Source organism: Hypericibacter adhaerens (assembly GCF_008728835.1).
GTDB lineage: Bacteria > Pseudomonadota > Alphaproteobacteria > Dongiales > Dongiaceae > Hypericibacter > Hypericibacter adhaerens.
This window is the reverse complement of sequence record NZ_CP042582.1, coordinates 1055227-1073737: the sequence shown is the minus strand read 5'-3', so window position 1 is coordinate 1073737 and position 18511 is coordinate 1055227. Positions and strand designations below refer to the sequence as shown.

Here is an 18511-nt window from a genome sequence, read left to right as displayed (position 1 = left end):
GTTCACCCCTTATCGTTCGAGAGACGGGCATTGAGGCCGCGCGCGGCGGCCTGGCGTCGGCTGAGCGCCTGCAGGATGCCGTCGGCGATCATCGCGATCAGCGCGATGCCGATGCCGGCCCCGGCCCCTTCGCCGAAGTTCGCGGTGCCGACACCCTGATAGACGAGCTGGCCCAGCCCCACATCGCCGACCAGCGCCGCGACGACGACCATGTAGAGCGCCATCATGATGGTCTGGTTGAGGCCGAGCATGATCTCCGGCAGGGCCAGCGGGATCTTGACCTGCCAGAGAAGCTGGCCCGGCGTGCAGCCGAGCGAGCGCGCGGCCTCGATCGATTGCGCCGGCACGCGGCGCAGGCCGCTTTCCATGTAGCGGATCGGCGGCACCACGGCGTAAAGCAGGACCGCCAGCATGGCCGAGAACTCGCCGGCCAGGAACACCATCAGGATCGGGATCAGGAAGACGAACTGCGGCATGGTCTGCAGCGTGTCGCAGATCGGCCCGACGATCCGCGACACGCGGTCGCTGCCGGCGGCCCAGATGCCGATCGCCGAGCCGATGAGGAAGGACAGGATCACGGCGGCGCCGCAGAGCTGCACCGTCAGCATCGCCCGCTGCCACATGCCGGTGAGAAGCATGAACGCCATGCCGGCGAGCGCGAACAGCGCCAATCTCGGTCCGCCCACCTGCCAGGCCAGCAGCGTCACCGCCGCCATGAAGACCGGCCAGGGCGTCCCCGTGGTGCCGAAATAATAGAGATAGAAGACCGCGACCGCCGCCGCGGCCGCCCGCCATTTCCCCAGCCGCCAGGCCAGCAAGGTGAAGGCCAGCGCGACCGCCAGATAGATCGCCGACACCGTGGGCGTCAGGGCGAAGCCCCAGAAGCTCGGGCGCACCGTGCCCTCGAAACCGATCTTCAGCGGAAACAGGAAATAGAAGAGCACCGCGTTCTTGATCGCATCGCTGACGAAGAAATAGTTGGCGGTGATCCAGGTCACCGCATCGTTGAGCGGCTGGGCCGGGTGCAGCACCCAGCCCGACGGATAGTCGCGCAAGGGCGGGACGACCAGCGCCAGGACGAGGCTGGCGAGGATCGCCAGGCCTGCGATCATCCACCGCCGGCGCCGCTCCGCGCGCGAGCGAACCACCCCCATCCGCCGGGCCGCAAAGGCCTGGCCGACGCGGTCGAAGACGATGGCGACGATCGCGATCACCAGCCCCGCCAGCAGGCTCTGCCCGAACAGCGATTTCCGCAGCGTGCTGAGCAGCTGCCAGCCGATATCGTCGTAACCGCCGACGATCGCGGCCAGGATCACCATCGACAGGGTCGTCATGATCGCCTGGTTGATGCCGATCAGGATCGCCGGCATCGCCGCCGGCACCCGGACCCAGAAGAGATGCTGCAGGCGCGTGCAGCCGGCCATCATGCCGGATTCCACGACCTCGCTCGGCACCTGCTCCAGCCCCAGGATCACGTTCCGGATCATCGGCGGACAGGCGAAGATCACGCTGGCCGCCAGGCCGACCACCGGCCCGTAGCCGAACAGCAGGACGAAGGGGATGAGATAGGCGAGGCTCGGGATCGTCTGCATCACGTCGAGCGCCGGCATCAGGCCGCGGCGGAAGCGCGGATGGCGGAATCCCAGCACGCCCAGCAGAAACCCCAGCGCGATCGCGATCGGCACGGCCACGCCCACCAGCGACAGCGTGTTCATCGTGTAGGGCCAGAAGCCGAAAAGCACGATGTAGAGGCAGGCGGCGACGGTCAGGATCGTCAGGCGCCGCCCGCCGGCCGAATGGGCGACCAGGCCCGCGAGCGTCGTGGCGGTGATCCAGGGCATCCCCAGCAGCAGCCAGCGCAATCCGTCCATCACGGCGCGCAAGCCTGCCGCCAGGAACCGGAACAGGCGATGGCAATGCTGGGTCACGAACGCCATCGCGGCGTCGAGCCAGGAATCGAAGGGCAGGACGAGATCGGCCGGCCATTTGACCGTCCAGGGAAGCTCGCTGCGAAGGGCCAGCAGCAGCAGGGCCAGGAGGCTCACGCCGCTCCAGGCCCAGAGCGCCACCCGCGACGAGGCGAGCGGGCGCGGTGATGCCAGCGGGCCGGCCGTGATGGTCACGCCGGCCGCTCGGCGCTGCCGAGCGCACGCGACAGCGATTGCGGAGTCAGGCGTCCGACCGGGCGGCCCGCGGGATCGACCACCGTCAAGGTCGGCGCGTGGATCGAGACCTGGGCCAGGATCTCGGCCAGCCGCGTGCCGGCCCGGACCTCGGGCGCGCCGGCCGCAATCTCGCCGTTCCCTCCGAGCGGCTCGGCGATATCCCCGGCCGTCAGCACCATCGGCCGCGGCACGTCGCGGGTGAACTGGCGCACATAGTCCGTGGCCGGGCGCAGCATGAGCTCGGCCGGTGTGCCGATCTGCACGATCTCGCCCTCGCGCATGATGGCGACGCGATCGGCGAGATAGACCGCTTCCAGGAAGTCATGCGTGATGAAGACGACGGTCTTCCCCAGCATGCGCTTGAGATTGAGGAACTCGGTCTGCATCTGGCGGCGGATCAGGGGATCCAGCGCGCTGAAGGGCTCGTCGAGCAACCAGAGATCGGGACCGACCGCGAGGCTGCGGGCGAAGCCGACGCGCTGCTGCTGGCCGCCCGAGAGCTGCCAGGGGTAGCTCTCCTCGCGCCCCTTGAGGCCCACCAGCTCGATCGTCTCTCGCGCGCGCTTCTCGCGCTCCGGCCTGCCGATGCCTTGCACCTTCAGCGGAAAGGCGACGTTCTCCAGCACGGTCTGATGGCCGAACAGGCCGAAATGCTGGAACACCATGCCCATGCGCCGCCGGCGCACCGCGATCAGCTCGCGCTCGGACATGGCCAGAAGGGACTTCCCGTCGAGCTCGACCTCCCCCGCCGTCGGCTCGACCAGCCGCGACAGGCAGCGGATCACCGTCGATTTGCCCGAGCCGGAAAGACCCATGACGATGAAGCATTCGCCGGGCTCGACCTCGAAGCTGACATTGCCGGCGGCGACGATGAGGCCGAGCTCGGTCGCGACGCGGCGGGAGTCGGCGGGATCGGCGGCGGCCAGATCGATCCCGCGTTCGCGCAGCCGGCGCAGCGGTTCGGCCCCATAGAGCTTCCAGAGCCGCCGGCAGACCAGCTTGGCGTTGCGACCGGTGGGATCCGTCATGGCGCGATCCTTGGAAAATCGGGCATCCCGCCGCGCCCCCGGTTGGGGGCGCGGCGGAACGCTCACCGACAATGACGCCTGTCGCCGAAACCGGCTACTGGATCCAAGGCTTCCAGACGGCCTCGTTGGCATCGACCCAGGCCTTGGTCGCCTCTTCGACCGGCTTGCCCTCGGCATCGATCTCGTGGATCAGCTTGATCTGCGTATCGTTGTCGATGGTCAGATGCAGCAGCATGTTGTGGGCGGCGGGCCATTTGTCCTTCAGCCCCGCCCAGGCCAGCTTCTTGATCCAGCCCCGGTTCCAGTCGCAATCGTAGGTCTTGTCCGGGTTGGTGCCCCAGGACGCGTCGGTATAGCAGCGCGCGTCATAGGCCGGCAGGTCGACGAACTCGCCCGGCACCTCCTGCAGCAGCCAGTGAGGAGTCCAGAACATGGCGAGGATCGGCGCCTTGCGGGCGGCCGCCGACTTGATCTCGGTCACGATGGCGCCTTCGGAGCCGGCCGGCACGGCGACGAAATTGATTCCCAGCGCGTCGAGGCGGTCCTGGTTGTGGCCCTCCCATTCGAGCGGGTAGTCGACCAGGCGTCCCTTCGGCGAGGTCTCGGGCGTCGCGAACAGCTCGGCGCATTTGTTGAGCGCATGCCAGTCGGGCAGGCCCGGGCACATCTCCTTGACATAGAGCGGATACCAGAAGCTCTGATGCTCCTTGAGGCCGAGATCGCCCAGATCTTCCGCCTGGCCGCTGGCGACCGCCTTGTCGAAGATCTCGCCCGAGCCGGTGCCTTCCCAGATCTCCAGCGCGGCGGAGATGTCGCCGGCCTGGATCGCGGCGAATTGCGGCGTGTAGGAGGCCGTCACATACTCGACCTTGTAGCCCATGCGCGTGAGGATCTCGCCCGCGATATGGGTCGTCACATGCTGCCCGGTCCATTCATTGATCGCCAGGATGATGGGGTCCGGGGATTCCGGGATCGACGCGGCCTGGGCTGAGGCACCGACCACGGCGGCGCCCAGAACGCCGAAGGTCGCAGCGAAGAGACGGGATGCAATCCGGTTCCTGTTCATTGGTCACTTCCTCCCTTGCAACGGAACTCGATAGGCCAGGCTTCGAGGACGCCCTTGCCGGGCGCCTCTATTCGAAGACGACGCGCGGAAAATAGAGGGACACGCTCCAGGTCGGCTTGTTGACGAGCTGGCTGATCCGCAGATCGCCGCAGACGCTGCACAGCATGTAGGCCTCGACGGGCGCGAGCTTGTGCAGCCGGCAGAGCAGGTCGATCATGTTGCGCACGGCGTTGCGCGCGGCCTCCATGAGCTCCTGGCCCAGGCCGATCGCGACGTGATAGCCGGCGGCATCGAGATGACGGGTCGCGGGCCCCGCGGTGTCGAACCAGGGACCCGGGATCCGCGCCTCGCGCTCCAGCTCGACCTTGAGCGCGATCTTCATCGGGCTTTCGATCGCCGAGCCCGCGAGCTCGCCATCGCCCTGGGCCGCATGGGTGTCGCCGACCGACAGAAGGCCGCCCGCCACCTCGACGGGCAGATGCAGCACCGTTCCCTCGGCGATGTCGCGCGTGTCGAGATTGCCGCCGACGCGCCGCGGCGGCAGGGCCGTGACGGTACCGGGCTCGTCGGGCGCGAGGCCGATGGTGCCGGGAAAGGGCTTCAGCGGCACGCGCGCATGGGAACCGAACAAGGCCGGCACCTTGCCGCTGGGATCGTAACGCCAGATCGCGAGCTCGGGATCCTTGAACTCCTCCTCGAGGATGCCGAAGCCGGGGATCACGCCGCTCCAGCCCCAGCCCGAGGGCGTGAAGCCCAGGATCGTGATCTTCAGCGCGTCGCCCGGCTTGGCGCCGTCGACGGCGATGGGCCCGAACAGCGGCAGCAGCTTCGAATAGTCGAGGCGCGCGATGTCGTCGCGGGTCGAGCGGGGCGTGATCTGCCCGCCCCCGCCATCGACGATGTCGATCTCGACCGTATCGCCGGGCGCCAGCGTGAGCGCCGGCGCCAGATCGCGCGTCCAGCCGAAGTGACGATGGTTCGAATGCAGCGTGTGATGGTGGAGCTTCACATTGTTCCTCCGCGGAAGGGAAATGCCCGGGCGGCGGGGCGCAGCAAGCGGCCCTTGCGGCAATATCGTGAAGGAAGAAGGCTTCGCCCGGTGGAGCGGCGGTGCATCAACGTCCTGAGCTCTGCGACAGCAAGGAAGGCGCGGAAGACGGACCTTGTCGCACGAGGCCTAGGGCAGAACGCCGGCGCCGAGCGATCCGTAGAAGAGGTCGGTGCTCAGGCTGCCGGCCGCGCATTGGCTCGGGCTGCCCTCGCCATGGCGCCATCCCCGTTCGCCGCTCCGGATGGTGTTCGTCATGCGTCCCCCGTCCTGCCGGCCGCATATCGGCTTATGCAGGTATCTCTGCTGGCGGAGCTTGTTTTTCTTGGCTCGATCACCAGCGCTTCGATTATTGCGATAATTGCATCGGCAATGTCAACGCGAGCCGATGCGGGTTTCCGATGCGGATGAGATTTTTGTCGCGCGACATTTGCGATGTCGTTCGCGCGTTCGCATGCGTGTCGATACCGGTATCAGCGCATGCGCGCGGGCGACGATCTTCGCGCGCTCCGTACGGAGTCACGATGCGACGGTCGCGATCGTTCACGCACGTGATGGATTCTTCCACGCTGATACCGGTATCAGCGCGGCCTCGAATGAAAAGAGAAACCGGGAATGAAGAGAGCAACGGGCGACGCGCGCAACGCGCGGCACAAACGGAAAGGGCCGCGTCCCTGTCGGGACGCGGCCCTTTCGCTGGCAAGCGTCTCGTTCGTTATTCGGCGGCGCTGCGCTGGCTCGCGGGCTTGCGCACCTCGGCGCTGTAATCCGCCATCATCTGGCGCGTCACCGCGCCGACCGTGAATTTCTGCTCGCCGACCTCGCCCACCGGCGTCACCTCGGCGGCGGTCCCGGTGATGAAGAATTCCTGCGCCTTCTTCAGATCGTCCGGGAAGATCGCGCGCTCGATCACCTTGATGCCGCGGCGGCGCGCGAGCTCGATCGCCGTGCGCCGCGTGATGCCGTCGAGGAAGCAGTCGGGCTTGGGCGTGTGGATCTCGCCATTGATGACGAGGAACACGTTCGCACCGGTGCATTCCGCGACCTGGCCGCGATAGTCGAGCATCAGCGCGTCGGCACAGCCGTTGCGCTCCGCCTCATGCTTGGAGAGGGTGCAGATCATGTAGAGGCCGGCCGCCTTGCTCGCGGTGGGGGCCGTGTCGGGCGCCGGCCGGCGCCAATTCGACCACTGGATCTTGATCCCCTTCTCGCGCAGCTCGGGCGAGAAGTAGGACGGCCATTCCCAGACCGCGATGGCGAGATGGATTTTGCTCTGCTGGGCCGAGACGCCCATCATCTCGCTGCCGCGCCAAGCCACCGGACGCACATAGGCGTCCTTGAGGTTCATCGCCTTCAACACCTGGTTGGTGGCGGCGTCGATCTCGGCGACGCCATAAGGAATCTTGAACCCCAGCAGGTCGGCCGACTTCACCAGCCGCTCGCTATGCTCGGTCAGCTTGAAGACCTGGCCGTCATAGGCGCGCTCGCCTTCGAACACGCAGGAGGCGTAGTGCAGCGCGTGGGTGAGTACGTGAATCTTCGCCTCGCGCCAGGGCACCAGCTTGCCGTCGAACCAGATGACGCCGTCGCGATCGTCGAAGGGCAACACACTCATGATTCTCGTAACCTTTCTCTTGAACCGCGCCCGCTCCCCGCGGGCGCATGACCCGTCCCCGGCTCGCCCGAAACGGTTCCCAGCCATAAACGCCGGTCAACCTGCAAAATCGGTTGAACGCATTCTTTTGCGCGGGGACAGCATGAACCGCTGCACTTATACTAGCAGCAGCATCAAGCCCAGTTTTAGATGAAAACCTGGAAATATGTCAATATTACTGACATAAACCGGTGCGGCTGACCCCATCCGATGGCTGATCCTCGACCGCCTGCCAACCCCTTGTTCCTACGCGAAGAGGATCTTCGCCAGGGCATGGAGCTGCTGTTCTATGCCTACCGCGATTTCACCTTCACCGCCGATGCGATGCTGGCGGAATACGGCTTCGGCCGCGCCCATCACCGGGTCATCTATTTCGTCGGCCGCAAGCCCGGCATGACCGTGTCGGAGCTCTTGGCGATCCTCAAGATCACCAAGCAATCGCTGTCGCGCGTGCTGGGCGCCCTGGTCGAGCAGGGCTTCGTGAGCCAGCGGCCGGGAGAGCGGGACCGCCGGCAGCGGCTGCTCGAGCTGACCGAGAAGGGCGCGGAGCTGGAGCGCCGGCTGTCGGAGCGCCAGCGGGCGCTGATGGCAGCGGCTTATCGCAGCGCCGGCGCCGAGGCGGTCGAAGGGTTCCGCAAGGTGCTGCTGGGGCTGATCAATGAGGAGGATCGCGCCATCCTCGCCCAGCCCCGCCGCCAGCCCTGACGAGGGCCTTGCCGAGAGCTTCCCGGGGAAGCCCGGCCATGCTGGCTTGGCCCCGGCGCACCGGCCTATAATCCCGCGGCCATGACCGCCGAAGCGCCTCACATCCTCGTCGTGGACGACGACAACCGGCTGCGGGAGCTTCTGCGCAAATACCTCACCGACAAGGGTTTCCGCGTGACCGCGGCGGCCGACGCCCGGCAGGCGCGCGAGCGTCTGGCCGGCCTCGCCTTCGACCTCATCGTCTGCGACATCATGATGCCCGGTGAAAGCGGCCTGCAATTCACCCAGTCCCTGCGGCAGGAAAGCAACGTGCCGATCCTGCTGCTGACCGCGATGAGCGAGGCCCAGCACCGCATCGCCGGCTTCGAGCAAGGCGCCGACGATTATCTCGCCAAGCCGTTCGAGCCGCGCGAGTTGGTCTTGCGGATCCAGAGCGTGCTGCGCCGGACCCGCGACAGCGAGGCCCAGGCGCCGCGCCGGCTGCTGCGTTTCGGCCCCCATGCCTTCGATCTCGACCGGCGCGAGCTGAAGCGCGGCCAGGACGAGATCCGGCTCACCACCGCCGAGGCCGAGCTCCTGGCGGCGCTGGCTCAGCGCGCCGGCCAGGCGGTCAGCCGCGAGGAGCTGTCGCAGCAGCCCTCGGCCGAGGGCAGCGGCCGGGCGGTCGATGTGCAGATCACGCGGCTGCGGCGCAAGATCGAGCCCGATCCGCGCTTCCCGCGCTATCTCCAGACCGTGCGCGGGCGCGGCTATATGCTGCGGCTGGATTGAGCCATGGCCACGACCGCCCTCCCCAGCCGCAAGCAGCCGGTCCGCGATTTCGCGCGGCTCTGGAACGCGGTGTTGCCGCGCTCGCTCTTCGGGCGCGCCGTCATGATCATCGTGACGCCGCTGATCATGCTGCAGGTGATCGCGACCTGGGTCTTCTATGACGACCATTGGGACACGGTGACGCGCCAGCTCGCCTATGGCGTGGGCGGCGATATCGGCATGATCATCGAGATGATGCAGATGGCCGACGGGCCGCAGGACTATCCGCGCATCTTCCAGACCGCCCACGACAAGATGCTGCTCGATGCCGAGCTCATGCCCGGTGCCGTGCTGCCGAACGAGCCGATCCTGGCGCAGCAGATGCTGACCGACGCCAAGCTCGCCAACGCGCTCAATGCGCGGGTCAACCGGCCCTTCCTCATCGACAGCCGCTCGCTCAAGAACCTGGTCGAGGTCTATGTGCAGCTGCCCGAAGGCGTGCTGCGCGTGGTGGCGCCGCGCAAGCGGCTGTTCAGCTCGACGACCTATGTCTTCATCCTCTGGATGGTGGGCACCTCGCTGGTGCTGTTCGGCGCCGCGACCTACTTCATGCGCGCCCAGATGCACCCGATCCGGCGCCTGGCCGCGGCCGCCGACGCCTTCGGCAAGGGCCACGACGTGCCCGATTTCGAACTGCGGGGGGCCGAGGAGGTGCGCCAGGCGGGCGCCGCCTTCAACCTGATGCGCGACCGCATCCAGCGCCAGATCCAGCAGCGCACCGAGATGCTGGCGGGCGTCAGCCACGATCTGCGCACGCCCTTGACCCGCATGAAGCTCGAGCTCGCCATGATGCCGGAGAGCGCCGAGGTCAACGAGCTCAGGGCCGACGTGGCGGAGATGGGCAAGATGGTCGAGGGCTATCTCGCCTTCGCCCGCGGCGAGAGCGCCGGCAAGCCCGAGCCCGTCGATCTCGCCCAGCTGCTGCGCGAGGTCGCCAACGGGGCCGCGCGCGCGGGCCAGCCGGTCGAGCTCAAGGTCGAGGGACCGATGCCGGTCTCGATCCGTCCCGACGCGATCCGGCGCTGCCTCGACAACCTGATCGCCAATGCGCGGCGCCATGCGCGCCGGGTCGCGATCGCCGCCGATTATGTCGGCGCCGCGATCGAGATCACGATCGACGATGACGGCCCCGGCATCCCCGAGGAGATGCGCGAGGAGGTGTTCCGCCCCTTCTTCCGGCTCGAGAACTCGCGCAACCGTGAGACCGGCGGCACCGGCCTCGGCCTCACCATCGCTCGCGACGTGATGCGCAGCCATGGCGGCGAGCTCGTGCTCGACCGCTCGCCGATGGGCGGCTTGCGGGCGCTGCTCAGGCTGCCGGTCTAGCGTTCCCTGTTATCCCCTCCCCGGTTCTCATTATCCCCTCCCCCTGATGGGAGAGGGCCAGGGAGGGCGTGGGGCAGCCATCGCGTTCCACGATCACCCCCCTTCCTAACCTTCCCCCACAAGGGGGGAAGGGATCATTGAAAGCGGGAGTCTACTGGCTGCCTCAATACAGCTTCCCCCCGTTCGGCACCGGGCGTTCCGGGCCGATCAGGACGACCTCGCCTTCATGGTCGGGGAAGCCCAGCACCAGCACCTCGGACATGAACTTGCCGATCTGCTTGGCCGGGAAGTTCACCACCGCCGCCACCTGGCGGCCGATCAGGGTCTGCGGGTGATAGTGCTTGGTCACTTGCGCCGAGGTGCGCCGGGTCCCGATCTCGGGACCGAAATCGACCTGCAGCTTGAAGGCCGGGCGCCGGGCCTCGGGGAACGGATCGACCGCGACGATGGTGCCGACGCGGATATCGACCCGGTCGAAATCCTCATAGGTGATGGTGGCGCGCAGCAGCGGCACCGTGGGCTTCCTGGTCTCGGTCATGGCGATGGCCCCTCCGGTTCGATCCGGCCCGATTCCTGGACCATAGGCAGAAATCGCCGTCCTGCCTATTCGGCGAAATGGCAAGCCGGCGCCGACGACGAACCCGCAAAAAGAAAGGACCGCTTCGCCGTCGAGCGAAGCGGTCCCGGGAGGAGGAACCGACTGAAATCGGGTGTTAGTTCTTCGCCGCGCCGTTCGTGGCCTTCGGCTGGAGAGCGGACTTGACCTCGTCGAGGTTGTCGCTGACGCGCTTGCTGATCAGGGTCGCGACCTTGTCCTGCGACTTCTGGGCGAGCTCACGCAGCTCGTTCAGGTTCGCGACGGCCTGCTCGAAGATCTCCTTCGTGGCCTGGGCCTGCTTCGCGAAACGGTCCTCGGCGCTGACGGCACCGATTTCCTTGGCAAACTTCGAGTAGCTCTCGATCGCCTCGCGGGCGATCTCGGCCTGGCGCTTCGCCAGCGCCTGGACGCTCTCGAGGGCCGCCTGGTTGACCTGGGTGAGCGCCTCGAAATTCTTGCGCTGGAAGGTCATGGCCGCCTCGACGTCGAAGCCGGGGAACTTGCCGTTGCTGAAGATCTTGCTGAAATCGCCGAAATAGCGGCTGTAGTCCTGCTGCAGCTGGCTGAAATCGGGCAGCTTGGGGAATTCATAGTCGAACACAGTGTTTTGCGCCTTGGCCATGGTTAATTCTCCGCGACTTGGGGTGGGGGCCCGAGGGATACCGGTGCTTTGTTGCGGTGCACAATATGGCGCTTGGCCCGCCGTCGTCAAGGGTTATTTTGCGCTGCAACAAAAATGAAAAATAATTCGTTGTTTCAATAAATTGAATGTCAGGTTGCGGTTTTGCTGAGGCCCCTGAGCCAACTCATGGCCGTTTCGACGCGCTGCAACCGGCCGTCCAGGGCGGCCATGGTCCGCGACAGATCGGCGCTCTCGTCGCGCCAGAAAACAGGCAGCACCGAGCCATAGATCGCGGCCAGGCCCTTGGCGCGAACGAGGCCCGGCAGGCCCTCGGCCGAAAGCCCGGCGAGCGTCAGGGTGGTGCCCATCGCGTGCAACAGCCGGCCCCAGCCGCAAAGGATGCCGGCGGGATCCTGGGGAGCCGCGGCCGCGATCGAGGCCAGCGCCTTGCGATGCGGCTTCAGGGCTTCCAGGCGGCGCATCAGAAGCTCGAACAGCCGGTCGCGGGCACTGCCCTCCCCGACCTCGCCGGCCGCCAGCACCGCCTGGTCGATCCCGCGCTGGAAGGCGGCCAGGATCGCGGCCTTGGACGGAAACTCCTGCATCAGGGCCGCGAGCGAAAAGCCCGCTTCGGACGCGATGTCGGTGAGGGTGATTCGGGCCCAGGGCTGGCGTTCGGCCAGGGCGAGCGCGGCATCGACCGCGGGGCCGAAGCCCTTGGCGCCGCCGGCCTCGGCCGACCGCGATCCCGCCCGCCGCCGGGCGCCGGCGCGCTGCGGGCCTCCTTCGGTGCGGGCGCCTCGACCGGTGCGTCGCGCTCTGGCTCTGCGTGCCATGGTCCGTTCCCCGTGACGAAATCCGCCTGCCCTTAATGTAGGGAATCGAGGCCGCCCTCGAAAGGCGGGGGTCGGCCTCAGCTCACCGCCATCACCTCGCCGCCGGTCAGGCGCACCAGCTCCCCGGGCGTCAGCTTGAAGACGGCGAAGGGTGTTCCGGCCGCCGCCCAGATCTCGGCAAAGCCCATGAGGTCCTGGTCGATGAAGATGACCGGCGGCGTGGCATGGCCGATCGGGGCGACGCCGCCGATGGCGAAACCGGTCTTTTCGCGGACGAAATCGGCATCGGCGCGGCCGATCCCCTCCCCCAGCCCGCGCGCCGCCAGCCGCTCCGCCACTTTCTTCTCATTGACCCGGTTGCGGCCCGAGACGATCACCAGCACCGCCCGATCCGACGGTTTGGCCCGGAAGATCACCGATTTGGCGATCTGCGCCACGTCGCAGCCGATCGCCGCGGCGGCTTCGGCCGAGCTCCGGGTGGTCTCGGCGAACTCGACCACCTCCCCGCTATGGCCGGCGGCGCGCAGCAAGGCCTGGACGCGCTGGGCGCTCGGACGAAGGCCCGCGCCGGGTTGTTCCGCCATGGGCCGATCCTTCAGTCGGCCAGCTCGCGGGACCGCCGCGTCGCCGCCGCGATGGCCCGGGTCAGCAGGGGCTTCAGCCCGTCCTCGGCCATCAGGATCTTGAGCGCCTCGAGCGTGGTGCCGTTGGGGCTGGTCACGTTCTGGCGCAGCTGCTCGACCGATTCCGGGCTGCGGCGCGCCAACTCCCCGGCGCCCGAGACCGTCACCCGCGCCAGCCGGCGCGCCAGTTCCGGCGGCAGCCCGGCCGCGGCCCCGGCTTCCGCCAGATATTCCATCAGCAGAAAGACATAGGCGGGACCGCCGCCCGAGAGCGCCGTCACCGGATCGATCAGCGCCTCAGCCTCGACCCAGGCGACCTCCCCCACCGCCTTGAGCAGCGCGTCGGCTTGGTCCTTCTGGTCGGCGCTGACCAGCGGGTTGGCGACCGCGACCGAGATGCCCCGCGCGATCGCGGCCGGCGTGTTGGGCATGGCGCGGACCAGCGGCCCCTTCCCCAGCTCGCGCTCGAAATAGGCGATGGTCTTGCCGGCGGCGATCGACAGGAACAGCGTGCCGGGGCCGACGAAGCGCCGGCAGCCCGGCAGGGCCGAGGCCATCATCTGCGGCTTGACCGCGAGCACCACGACGCGGGGGCTGAGCTTGGCCGGCAGCGTCGAGAAATCGGCGTGATGGTGGCGGATCTGGTCGGCGATGGGGCCGAGGGCCGCCTTGTTGGGCTCGATCACATGGGTTTCCGCCGGGTCGAGCCCCCGCTCCAGCCAACCGGCCAGCATGGCGCCGCCCATCTTGCCGCAGCCCACCAGCAGCAGCGGTCCCTCGAGATCGCGCATGGAAAACCTCGCTTTTCAGTTCACCGGGCAGTTCCGCCGGGGTCCGGCCGGTCGTCGACCGGACCCCGGGGATGGCGGCTTATCAGGCCTCGCCGACGGTGTCGAGCAGCGCCGCCTCGATCGCCTGATCGGGCTTGCGGCCACCCCACAGCAGGAACTGAAAGGCAGGATAGAAGCGCTCGCATTCGCTGATCGCGATATCGACCAGGTCCTCGAGCTGTTCCGGGCTCACGCCACCGGCCCCGCGCAGCAGGACCGTGTGACGGAACATGGGCACCAGCTCGTCCGAGCAGACGTCGAAATGGCCGAGCCAGAGTTTTTCGTTGATCAGCGCGAGCAGTTCGGCGACCGCACCACGCTTATGCGCGGGCACCCTCAGATCGAACGTGCAGGAGAAGTAAACCGCCTCCAGATCTTCGTGCCAGACGAAGAACATCCGGAAATCGCACCAGCGGCCGGGCAGCTCCACCACCATCTCCTCGTCGGCGCTCCGGTCGAAACGCCATTCGTTGGCGCTGACCAGTTCTTCGAGGATATCGAGGGGATTGTGCCGGGGCTCGGTCCGCTCAAACCTGGCTGTCGCCATCAGGCGCCCTCCTTGCCAAGAGCCGGCCTCGGGGCACCGAGACATAGGCGGTTTCGGAATGACCTGGTCGGATCGAAATGCGCTGGGCGCGCGGCTTCCGCCGACGGGACATCCGGGTAGGTATTGTGGTGGCCCCGATATGTAGAATGACAGCTCAATCTACCCACCAGATTTAGCGTGCCAAATCAGGACTCCGGGCGCAACTGCTATCTCTGTCGTGAAGAGGGAAAATTGGCGCCGGGTTCCCGGGTCGCTGTGGACAAATGGGCCGCCGGGCCACTTGCAGCTGTAACATTCCGGCGGCCGGCGCGAGCGCGATGCGCCCCGATCGCAGGCGATCGAGCGGCGAAGGAGGGAGCGGGCTCGCGTCAGTCTTGCGACGGGGAGGCGGGCGACGACGGGGTCGTCGGCGTCGAGGGCGGCTCGGCCTTGGCCGCTTCGCGGGCCTTGGCAAGCTCCGCCTCGAGCTGGGCCAGTCGGGCGCGCAGCCGCTCCTGGTCCATCCGCGCTTCGGCCGCCATCGCTTTCACCGCATCGAATTCCTCGCGGTTCACGAGCTCCATGCCGGACAGCAGACGCGCGAACTGCTCGCGAATCCTGCCTTCGATCTCCTGGCGCATCGAGCTCATGCCGCCGAGCGCGCTCGCCGCCACTTTGGCGAGGTCGTCGAGGAACCGATTCTGGGTCTGCACGCGAAGGCTCCTGCTGTCGGCGTTCTGGGTCATGGCGGCGACGATGTTATACGGCTCGCGCTCCAGGACAAGGCCGATCGAACGATCCGCAGTTTCGTAAGTTTACCAGGGAGATGAGCGGCCGCCGCCGTGCCTGCGCCGTCACGAGCCGTAGCGGGCGGCGATGGCGTCGAACAGCGCCCAGCTCCGGATCGCCAGCCGGTCGTTCCAGAACTGCTTCCAGACGCTGGTCATGACGATGACCAGCTTCTTCGCCGGGTTCACGTAGATGAACTGCCCATTGACACCTTCGGCGGCGTAGGCGCGGTCGGAACCGGGCTCGATCCACCATTGATACTGATAGCCCATGGGATCGCCCGGATAGAGCTTGCCGAAGGCGACCTGCGCGCCGGAGGGATAGGTCGCCTCCGCCACCCAGCCCGGCGGCAGGAGCTGGCGGCCGCCCCAGGCGCCGTTCTGCAGCATGAACTGCCCGAAGCGGGCATAGTCGCGCAGCCGCGCATTGAGGCAGCAGAACGGCGCCTCGAGCGCCTGGTCGCTGCGATCCTCGGTCAGCCAGCCGGCATCGCCCTCCATGCCGAGCGGTCCCCAGAGCTTCCGGGCCAGATAGGCCGAAAGCGATTGGCCGGTCACCTTATGCACGAGGAGGCCGAGCACGACGCTGTCGAGCCCGGCATAGTTGAAGCGCGTGAAGGGCTCGGCCGCCCGCTTCGATCGGGCGGCGAAGTCGGCGAAGCGGCGCTTGTTGTACTGCAGCACGTCGTTCCACATCACCAGCGCATCGGAGGTGCTGTCGACATAATCCTCGCGGAAGGCGACGCCGGAGGACATCTGCAGCACCGCCTTGATCGGCACGCCGTCATAGCCGCTGCCCTTGAGCTCGGGCAGATAGTCGGTGACGGGATCGTCGAGGCTGCGGATCAGCCCGTCGCCGATGGCGAAGCCCACCAGCGTCGAGACGAAGGACTTCGCCATCGACCAGGAGGCGAATCGCGAGCTGGCATCGGCGCCCTGCCAGTAGCGCTCGAGCACGACCTTGCCGTCCTTGAGCACGATGAGGCCGGTGGTGCGGGCCTCGGCGACGAAATCGTCGAGCGCCACGGTCGTGCCCCTGACCGGAAAGCTCTCGAGCGCCAGCGGCTCGCCGGCCGGCAGCGCCGAGACCGCGCCCGCGCGCGGCACCGGCCGCGAGGCATAGATCTCGTCCATATGGCGGTAGGAGCCGACGAGATAGGGATCGGCCCACATGCTGCTCTTGCTGCCGACCGGATAGTCGTCGGCGCGGGCATCGGAGGGGCCAGCCGTCAGCAACAACGTGAGCAGAGCGGCACTCAGCAGAGTTGCACACGAGCTTCTAAGCGAGCGGCCGATAAAAATTCTCAAGCCCCCTCCCCTTGCGGGAGGGGGAAGGGGGAGGGGGCGTTTCAGGAGAGGGCCGCGACACCGGTCATCGATCTCGATCAAGGCTTTTTTGACGCGCAAGGGAGCGGCGAAGAGAGCTGGAGATTGTGACGTTGCGCCGCCTCTCCCTCCCCCTACCCCCTCCCGCCCCCCTACCCCCTCCCGCAAGGGGAGGGGGCGTGAGTTTGTGTGCACGCCGCGCAGCCATGATTCGTTCATCGGTCCGCCTCCTTCGGCGCGAACCCGAGCTTGCCCGCGCCCGCGCGATTGTCGCCGCGATCCCCGGCCTGCGCCAAGAAGCCAGGAGGACCCCATGCTTGCCGCCGCCGCATGTCCGCACCTATAACAGCCCATCTCTTCCGCAACGGGCGGCCCCATGCTGTCGGCGATCCTCTATCCCCATCTCGATCCGGTCCTGCTGCAGATCGGGCCCTTCGCGATCCGCTGGTATGCGCTGGCCTATGTGATCGGGCTCATCGCCGGCTGGCGCTATTGCGTCTGGCTCGGCAGCCTGCCGCCGATGCCGCTGGGCCGCGCGCTGTTCGACGACTTCCTGGTCTGGGCCGTGCTGGGCGTCATCCTCGGCGGGCGCCTCGGCTATGTGATCTTCTACAATGCCGGGGAATACCTCGCCGATCCGCTGAAGATCTTCGAGGTCTGGCATGGCGGGATGTCGTTCCATGGCGGGCTCGTCGGCGTGATCCTGGCGATGATCCTCTTCGCCCGCAGCCGCGGGCTGCCTTTCTTCGCGCTGGCCGACGTGATCGCCTGCGCCACGCCGATCGGCCTCTTCTTCGGCCGGCTCGCCAACTACAACAATGGCGAGCTGTTCGGCCGCGTCAGCGACGTCCCCTGGGCCATGATCTTCGACCGCGGCGGCCCGGAGCCGCGCCATCCGAGCCAGCTCTACGAAGCGGCGCTCGAAGGCATCGTGCTGTTCCTGGTGCTGCTCTATTTCGCGCGCTTCACCCCGGCGCGCGGCAAGCTCGGCCTGCTCTCCGGCATCTTCCTCACCGGCTACGGCCTCTGCCGCTTCTTCGTCGAGTTCTTCCGCGAGCCCGATCCGCAGCTGGGCTTCCTCACCTTCGGCACCACCATGGGCCAGCTGCTGTCGCTGCCGATGATCGCCATCGGCGTGATCTTCATCCTGCGGGCCAAGCCGGCGCCACAATCGCAGTGAAAGCGGGCGCAGTGAAAGCGGGCGCGATGACGTCGGCGCTCTTCCCGCTTTCTTCCCCTCCCCCCTCGAGGGGGTGGGCTAGGGAGGGGGAAGTCTCGGCAGCAGACATTGCGCTTAAGTTGCGCGGCGCCGGCTTCATCGACCGAGCAGCCCCCTCCCTAGCCCTCCCCCTCGAGGGGGGAGGGGATAAGAAAGAAGAGCGGAGGCATCGACGTCGCGGCGAGCGCGGGTTCCGCCCATGACGCCGCTCGACTCGCTCCTGCGCCGCCGCTTGCGGCTGACCGGGCCGATGACGGTGGCCGCCTTCATGCAGGAGGCGCTGCTCCATCCCGAGCATGGCTATTACCGCCGGCAGCCGGCGCTGGGCGCCGCCGGCGACTTCGTGACCGCGCCCGAGGTCAGCCAGATGTTCGGCGAGCTCCTGGGTCTCTGGTGCCTCGATTATTGGGAGCGCATGGGCGCGCCCGATCCGGTCCTGCTGGTCGAGCTCGGCCCCGGCCGCGGCACGCTGATCGCCGATGCGCTGCGGGCGACGCGGCTGCGGCCCGCCTTCCATCGGGCGCTGCGTCTGCATCTGGTCGAGGCGAGCCCGGTCTTGCGCCAGCGCCAGCGCGAGGCCCTGGCGCCCTTCGCCGGGCAGATCGCGCCGGCCGCCTGGCACGAGACGCTGGCGGCACTGCCTGACGATGGGACGCACGGGGCGCCGTTGCTGCTGCTCGCCAATGAATTCTTCGACGCGCTGCCGGTGCACCAGTTCGAGCGCGGGCCCGAAGGCTGGCGCGAGCGCGTGGTGGTCGAGCCGCAGATCGACGCGCCGCTGGCTTTTACCTTGGCGCCCGCGGGCCCGCAGCTCGGGCTGCTCGGCCGCGACCGGCGCGAGGCACCCGTCGGCAGCCTGGCCGAGATCTCGCCTGCCGGACTTTCGGTCGCGGACGAGATCGGGCGCCGCCTGGCGCAGCAAGGCGGGGCGGCGCTGCTGGTCGACTACGGCTATGGCGCCGGCGGCGGCTGGAGCCTGCAGGCGGTGCAAGGCCATCGCCGCCTCGAGAATCCCCTGACCGATCCGGGCCTGGTCGATCTCAGTGTCCATGTCGATTTCATGGCTTTGGCCCGGGCCGCGACCCAGGGCGGCGCACGCGCCCACGGACCGCTGGCCCAAGGCGCCTTCCTCGAGGCGCTCGGCATCCGCTTGCGGGCGCAGCGCCTGACCCGCGATGCCGATGCCGTCCAGCGCGCCGCCGTCGAGCGCGCGCTCGCGCGCTTGCTCGATCCGCAGGAAATGGGCACCTTGTTTCAGGCGCTGGCGCTGACGGCGCCCGACGGCCCCGCGCCCGCCGGATTTACGGCGCCCGGCGGCTGATGGTCACGAGAAGCCCGGAT

The 18511-nt window shown here is 67.8% G+C and carries 19 protein-coding genes; 5 read left to right on the top strand and 14 right to left on the bottom strand.

The annotated features are described in order from the left end of the window. Positions 1 to 2: 2 nt before the first annotated feature. The 6 genes from FRZ61_RS04805 to FRZ61_RS04785 all read right to left on the bottom strand — a co-directional run bounded on the left by FRZ61_RS04805 (position 3) and on the right by FRZ61_RS04785 (position 6922). Complete coding sequence (locus FRZ61_RS04805) at positions 3 to 2123, bottom strand: ABC transporter permease (RefSeq protein WP_151115305.1); 2121 nt, start codon at positions 2121 to 2123, stop codon at positions 3 to 5. After that, positions 2120 to 3193 (bottom strand): quaternary amine ABC transporter ATP-binding protein, encoded by a 1074-nt coding sequence (locus tag FRZ61_RS04800; protein WP_151115303.1) that lies wholly within the window; start codon positions 3191 to 3193, stop codon positions 2120 to 2122. The genes FRZ61_RS04805 and FRZ61_RS04800 overlap by 4 nt, the downstream gene beginning before the upstream one ends. Before the next feature lie 94 nt (positions 3194 to 3287). After that, positions 3288 to 4259, bottom strand: coding sequence for an ABC transporter substrate-binding protein (locus FRZ61_RS04795; protein WP_151115301.1), 972 nt, complete (start codon positions 4257 to 4259; stop codon positions 3288 to 3290). A 67-nt stretch (positions 4260 to 4326) separates the two neighbouring features. After that, entirely contained in the window at positions 4327 to 5268 is a 942-nt protein-coding gene (locus FRZ61_RS04790; protein WP_151115299.1) for an acetamidase/formamidase family protein, read from the bottom strand. Positions 5269 to 5436: 168 nt separating this feature from the next. Next, positions 5437 to 5565, bottom strand: a complete 129-nt coding sequence (locus FRZ61_RS26780; protein WP_263641754.1) for a hypothetical protein — start codon at positions 5563 to 5565, stop codon at positions 5437 to 5439. 457 nt (positions 5566 to 6022) lie between these two features. Next, positions 6023 to 6922, bottom strand: a complete 900-nt coding sequence (locus FRZ61_RS04785; protein WP_151115296.1) for a branched-chain amino acid aminotransferase — start codon at positions 6920 to 6922, stop codon at positions 6023 to 6025. Between the two features lie 249 nt (positions 6923 to 7171). On the opposite strand from FRZ61_RS04785, the gene FRZ61_RS04780 reads away from it, so the two are divergent. The 3 genes from FRZ61_RS04780 (at position 7172) to FRZ61_RS04770 (ending at position 9802) form a co-directional block, all read left to right on the top strand. Further along, positions 7172 to 7666, top strand: coding sequence for a MarR family winged helix-turn-helix transcriptional regulator (locus FRZ61_RS04780; RefSeq protein WP_151115294.1), 495 nt, complete (start codon positions 7172 to 7174; stop codon positions 7664 to 7666). A gap of 81 nt (positions 7667 to 7747) precedes the next feature. After that, a complete protein-coding gene (locus tag FRZ61_RS04775; protein WP_151115292.1) occupies positions 7748 to 8437 on the top strand; it encodes a response regulator in 690 nt (229 codons plus the stop codon). 3 nt (positions 8438 to 8440) lie between these two features. After that, on the top strand, positions 8441 to 9802 hold the full coding sequence (locus FRZ61_RS04770) for an ATP-binding protein (RefSeq protein ID WP_151115290.1): 1362 nt from the start codon (positions 8441 to 8443) through the stop codon (positions 9800 to 9802). 163 nt (positions 9803 to 9965) lie between these two features. Here FRZ61_RS04770 and FRZ61_RS04765 read toward each other — a convergent pair whose 3' ends face one another. The 8 genes from FRZ61_RS04765 to FRZ61_RS04730 all read right to left on the bottom strand — a co-directional run bounded on the left by FRZ61_RS04765 (position 9966) and on the right by FRZ61_RS04730 (position 15864). Beyond that, a complete protein-coding gene (locus FRZ61_RS04765; protein ID WP_151115288.1) occupies positions 9966 to 10340 on the bottom strand; it encodes a tRNA-binding protein in 375 nt (124 codons plus the stop codon). Positions 10341 to 10515: 175 nt separating this feature from the next. Continuing rightward, the gene (locus FRZ61_RS04760) at positions 10516 to 11022 is read right to left on the bottom strand and encodes a phasin family protein (RefSeq protein WP_151115286.1); all 507 of its coding nucleotides are present in this window, start codon (positions 11020 to 11022) and stop codon (positions 10516 to 10518) included. A gap of 149 nt (positions 11023 to 11171) precedes the next feature. Next, the gene (locus FRZ61_RS04755) at positions 11172 to 11858 is read right to left on the bottom strand and encodes a TetR family transcriptional regulator (protein WP_151115284.1); all 687 of its coding nucleotides are present in this window, start codon (positions 11856 to 11858) and stop codon (positions 11172 to 11174) included. Positions 11859 to 11935: 77 nt separating this feature from the next. Beyond that, entirely contained in the window at positions 11936 to 12442 is a 507-nt protein-coding gene (locus FRZ61_RS04750; protein WP_151115282.1) for a YbaK/EbsC family protein, read from the bottom strand. A gap of 11 nt (positions 12443 to 12453) precedes the next feature. Continuing rightward, positions 12454 to 13272, bottom strand: coding sequence for a pyrroline-5-carboxylate reductase (proC, locus tag FRZ61_RS04745; protein ID WP_151115280.1), 819 nt, complete (start codon positions 13270 to 13272; stop codon positions 12454 to 12456). Positions 13273 to 13354: 82 nt separating this feature from the next. Beyond that, a complete protein-coding gene (locus FRZ61_RS04740; protein ID WP_225309117.1) occupies positions 13355 to 13858 on the bottom strand; it encodes a type III secretion system chaperone family protein in 504 nt (167 codons plus the stop codon). 368 nt (positions 13859 to 14226) lie between these two features. Beyond that, positions 14227 to 14583: an accessory factor UbiK family protein gene (locus FRZ61_RS04735; protein WP_225309116.1), complete on the bottom strand. Its 357-nt coding sequence runs from the start codon at positions 14581 to 14583 to the stop codon at positions 14227 to 14229. Between the two features lie 108 nt (positions 14584 to 14691). Continuing rightward, positions 14692 to 15864, bottom strand: coding sequence for a serine hydrolase domain-containing protein (locus FRZ61_RS04730; protein WP_151115277.1), 1173 nt, complete (start codon positions 15862 to 15864; stop codon positions 14692 to 14694). Positions 15865 to 16327: 463 nt separating this feature from the next. Between FRZ61_RS04730 and lgt the strand changes: the two genes are divergently transcribed. Further along, on the top strand, positions 16328 to 17131 hold the full coding sequence (lgt, locus tag FRZ61_RS04725) for a prolipoprotein diacylglyceryl transferase (protein WP_151115275.1): 804 nt from the start codon (positions 16328 to 16330) through the stop codon (positions 17129 to 17131). 238 nt (positions 17132 to 17369) lie between these two features. Further along, entirely contained in the window at positions 17370 to 18491 is a 1122-nt protein-coding gene (locus FRZ61_RS04720; protein WP_151115273.1) for a class I SAM-dependent methyltransferase, read from the top strand. The last annotated feature ends 20 nt before the right edge of the window (positions 18492 to 18511 follow it).

What these genes read in the sequence shown, in the direction of transcription:
- lgt (WP_151115275.1), top strand. Translation starts at nt 16,328, where the DNA reads ATGCTGTCGGCGATCCTCTATCCCCATCTCGATCCGGTCCTGCTGCAG.
- FRZ61_RS04765 (WP_151115288.1), bottom strand. Translation starts at nt 10,340, where the DNA reads ATGACCGAGACCAGGAAGCCCACGGTGCCGCTGCTGCGCGCCACCATC.
- FRZ61_RS26780 (WP_263641754.1), bottom strand. Translation starts at nt 5,565, where the DNA reads ATGACGAACACCATCCGGAGCGGCGAACGGGGATGGCGCCATGGCGAG.
- FRZ61_RS04735 (WP_225309116.1), bottom strand. Translation starts at nt 14,583, where the DNA reads ATGACCCAGAACGCCGACAGCAGGAGCCTTCGCGTGCAGACCCAGAAT.
- FRZ61_RS04800 (WP_151115303.1), bottom strand. Translation starts at nt 3,193, where the DNA reads ATGACGGATCCCACCGGTCGCAACGCCAAGCTGGTCTGCCGGCGGCTC.
- FRZ61_RS04775 (WP_151115292.1), top strand. Translation starts at nt 7,748, where the DNA reads ATGACCGCCGAAGCGCCTCACATCCTCGTCGTGGACGACGACAACCGG.
- FRZ61_RS04740 (WP_225309117.1), bottom strand. Translation starts at nt 13,858, where the DNA reads ATGGCGACAGCCAGGTTTGAGCGGACCGAGCCCCGGCACAATCCCCTC.
- proC (WP_151115280.1), bottom strand. Translation starts at nt 13,272, where the DNA reads ATGCGCGATCTCGAGGGACCGCTGCTGCTGGTGGGCTGCGGCAAGATG.
- FRZ61_RS04780 (WP_151115294.1), top strand. Translation starts at nt 7,172, where the DNA reads ATGGCTGATCCTCGACCGCCTGCCAACCCCTTGTTCCTACGCGAAGAG.
- FRZ61_RS04720 (WP_151115273.1), top strand. Translation starts at nt 17,370, where the DNA reads ATGACGCCGCTCGACTCGCTCCTGCGCCGCCGCTTGCGGCTGACCGGG.
- FRZ61_RS04770 (WP_151115290.1), top strand. Translation starts at nt 8,441, where the DNA reads ATGGCCACGACCGCCCTCCCCAGCCGCAAGCAGCCGGTCCGCGATTTC.
- FRZ61_RS04795 (WP_151115301.1), bottom strand. Translation starts at nt 4,259, where the DNA reads ATGAACAGGAACCGGATTGCATCCCGTCTCTTCGCTGCGACCTTCGGC.
- FRZ61_RS04755 (WP_151115284.1), bottom strand. Translation starts at nt 11,858, where the DNA reads ATGGCACGCAGAGCCAGAGCGCGACGCACCGGTCGAGGCGCCCGCACC.
- FRZ61_RS04785 (WP_151115296.1), bottom strand. Translation starts at nt 6,922, where the DNA reads ATGAGTGTGTTGCCCTTCGACGATCGCGACGGCGTCATCTGGTTCGAC.
- FRZ61_RS04760 (WP_151115286.1), bottom strand. Translation starts at nt 11,022, where the DNA reads ATGGCCAAGGCGCAAAACACTGTGTTCGACTATGAATTCCCCAAGCTG.
- FRZ61_RS04750 (WP_151115282.1), bottom strand. Translation starts at nt 12,442, where the DNA reads ATGGCGGAACAACCCGGCGCGGGCCTTCGTCCGAGCGCCCAGCGCGTC.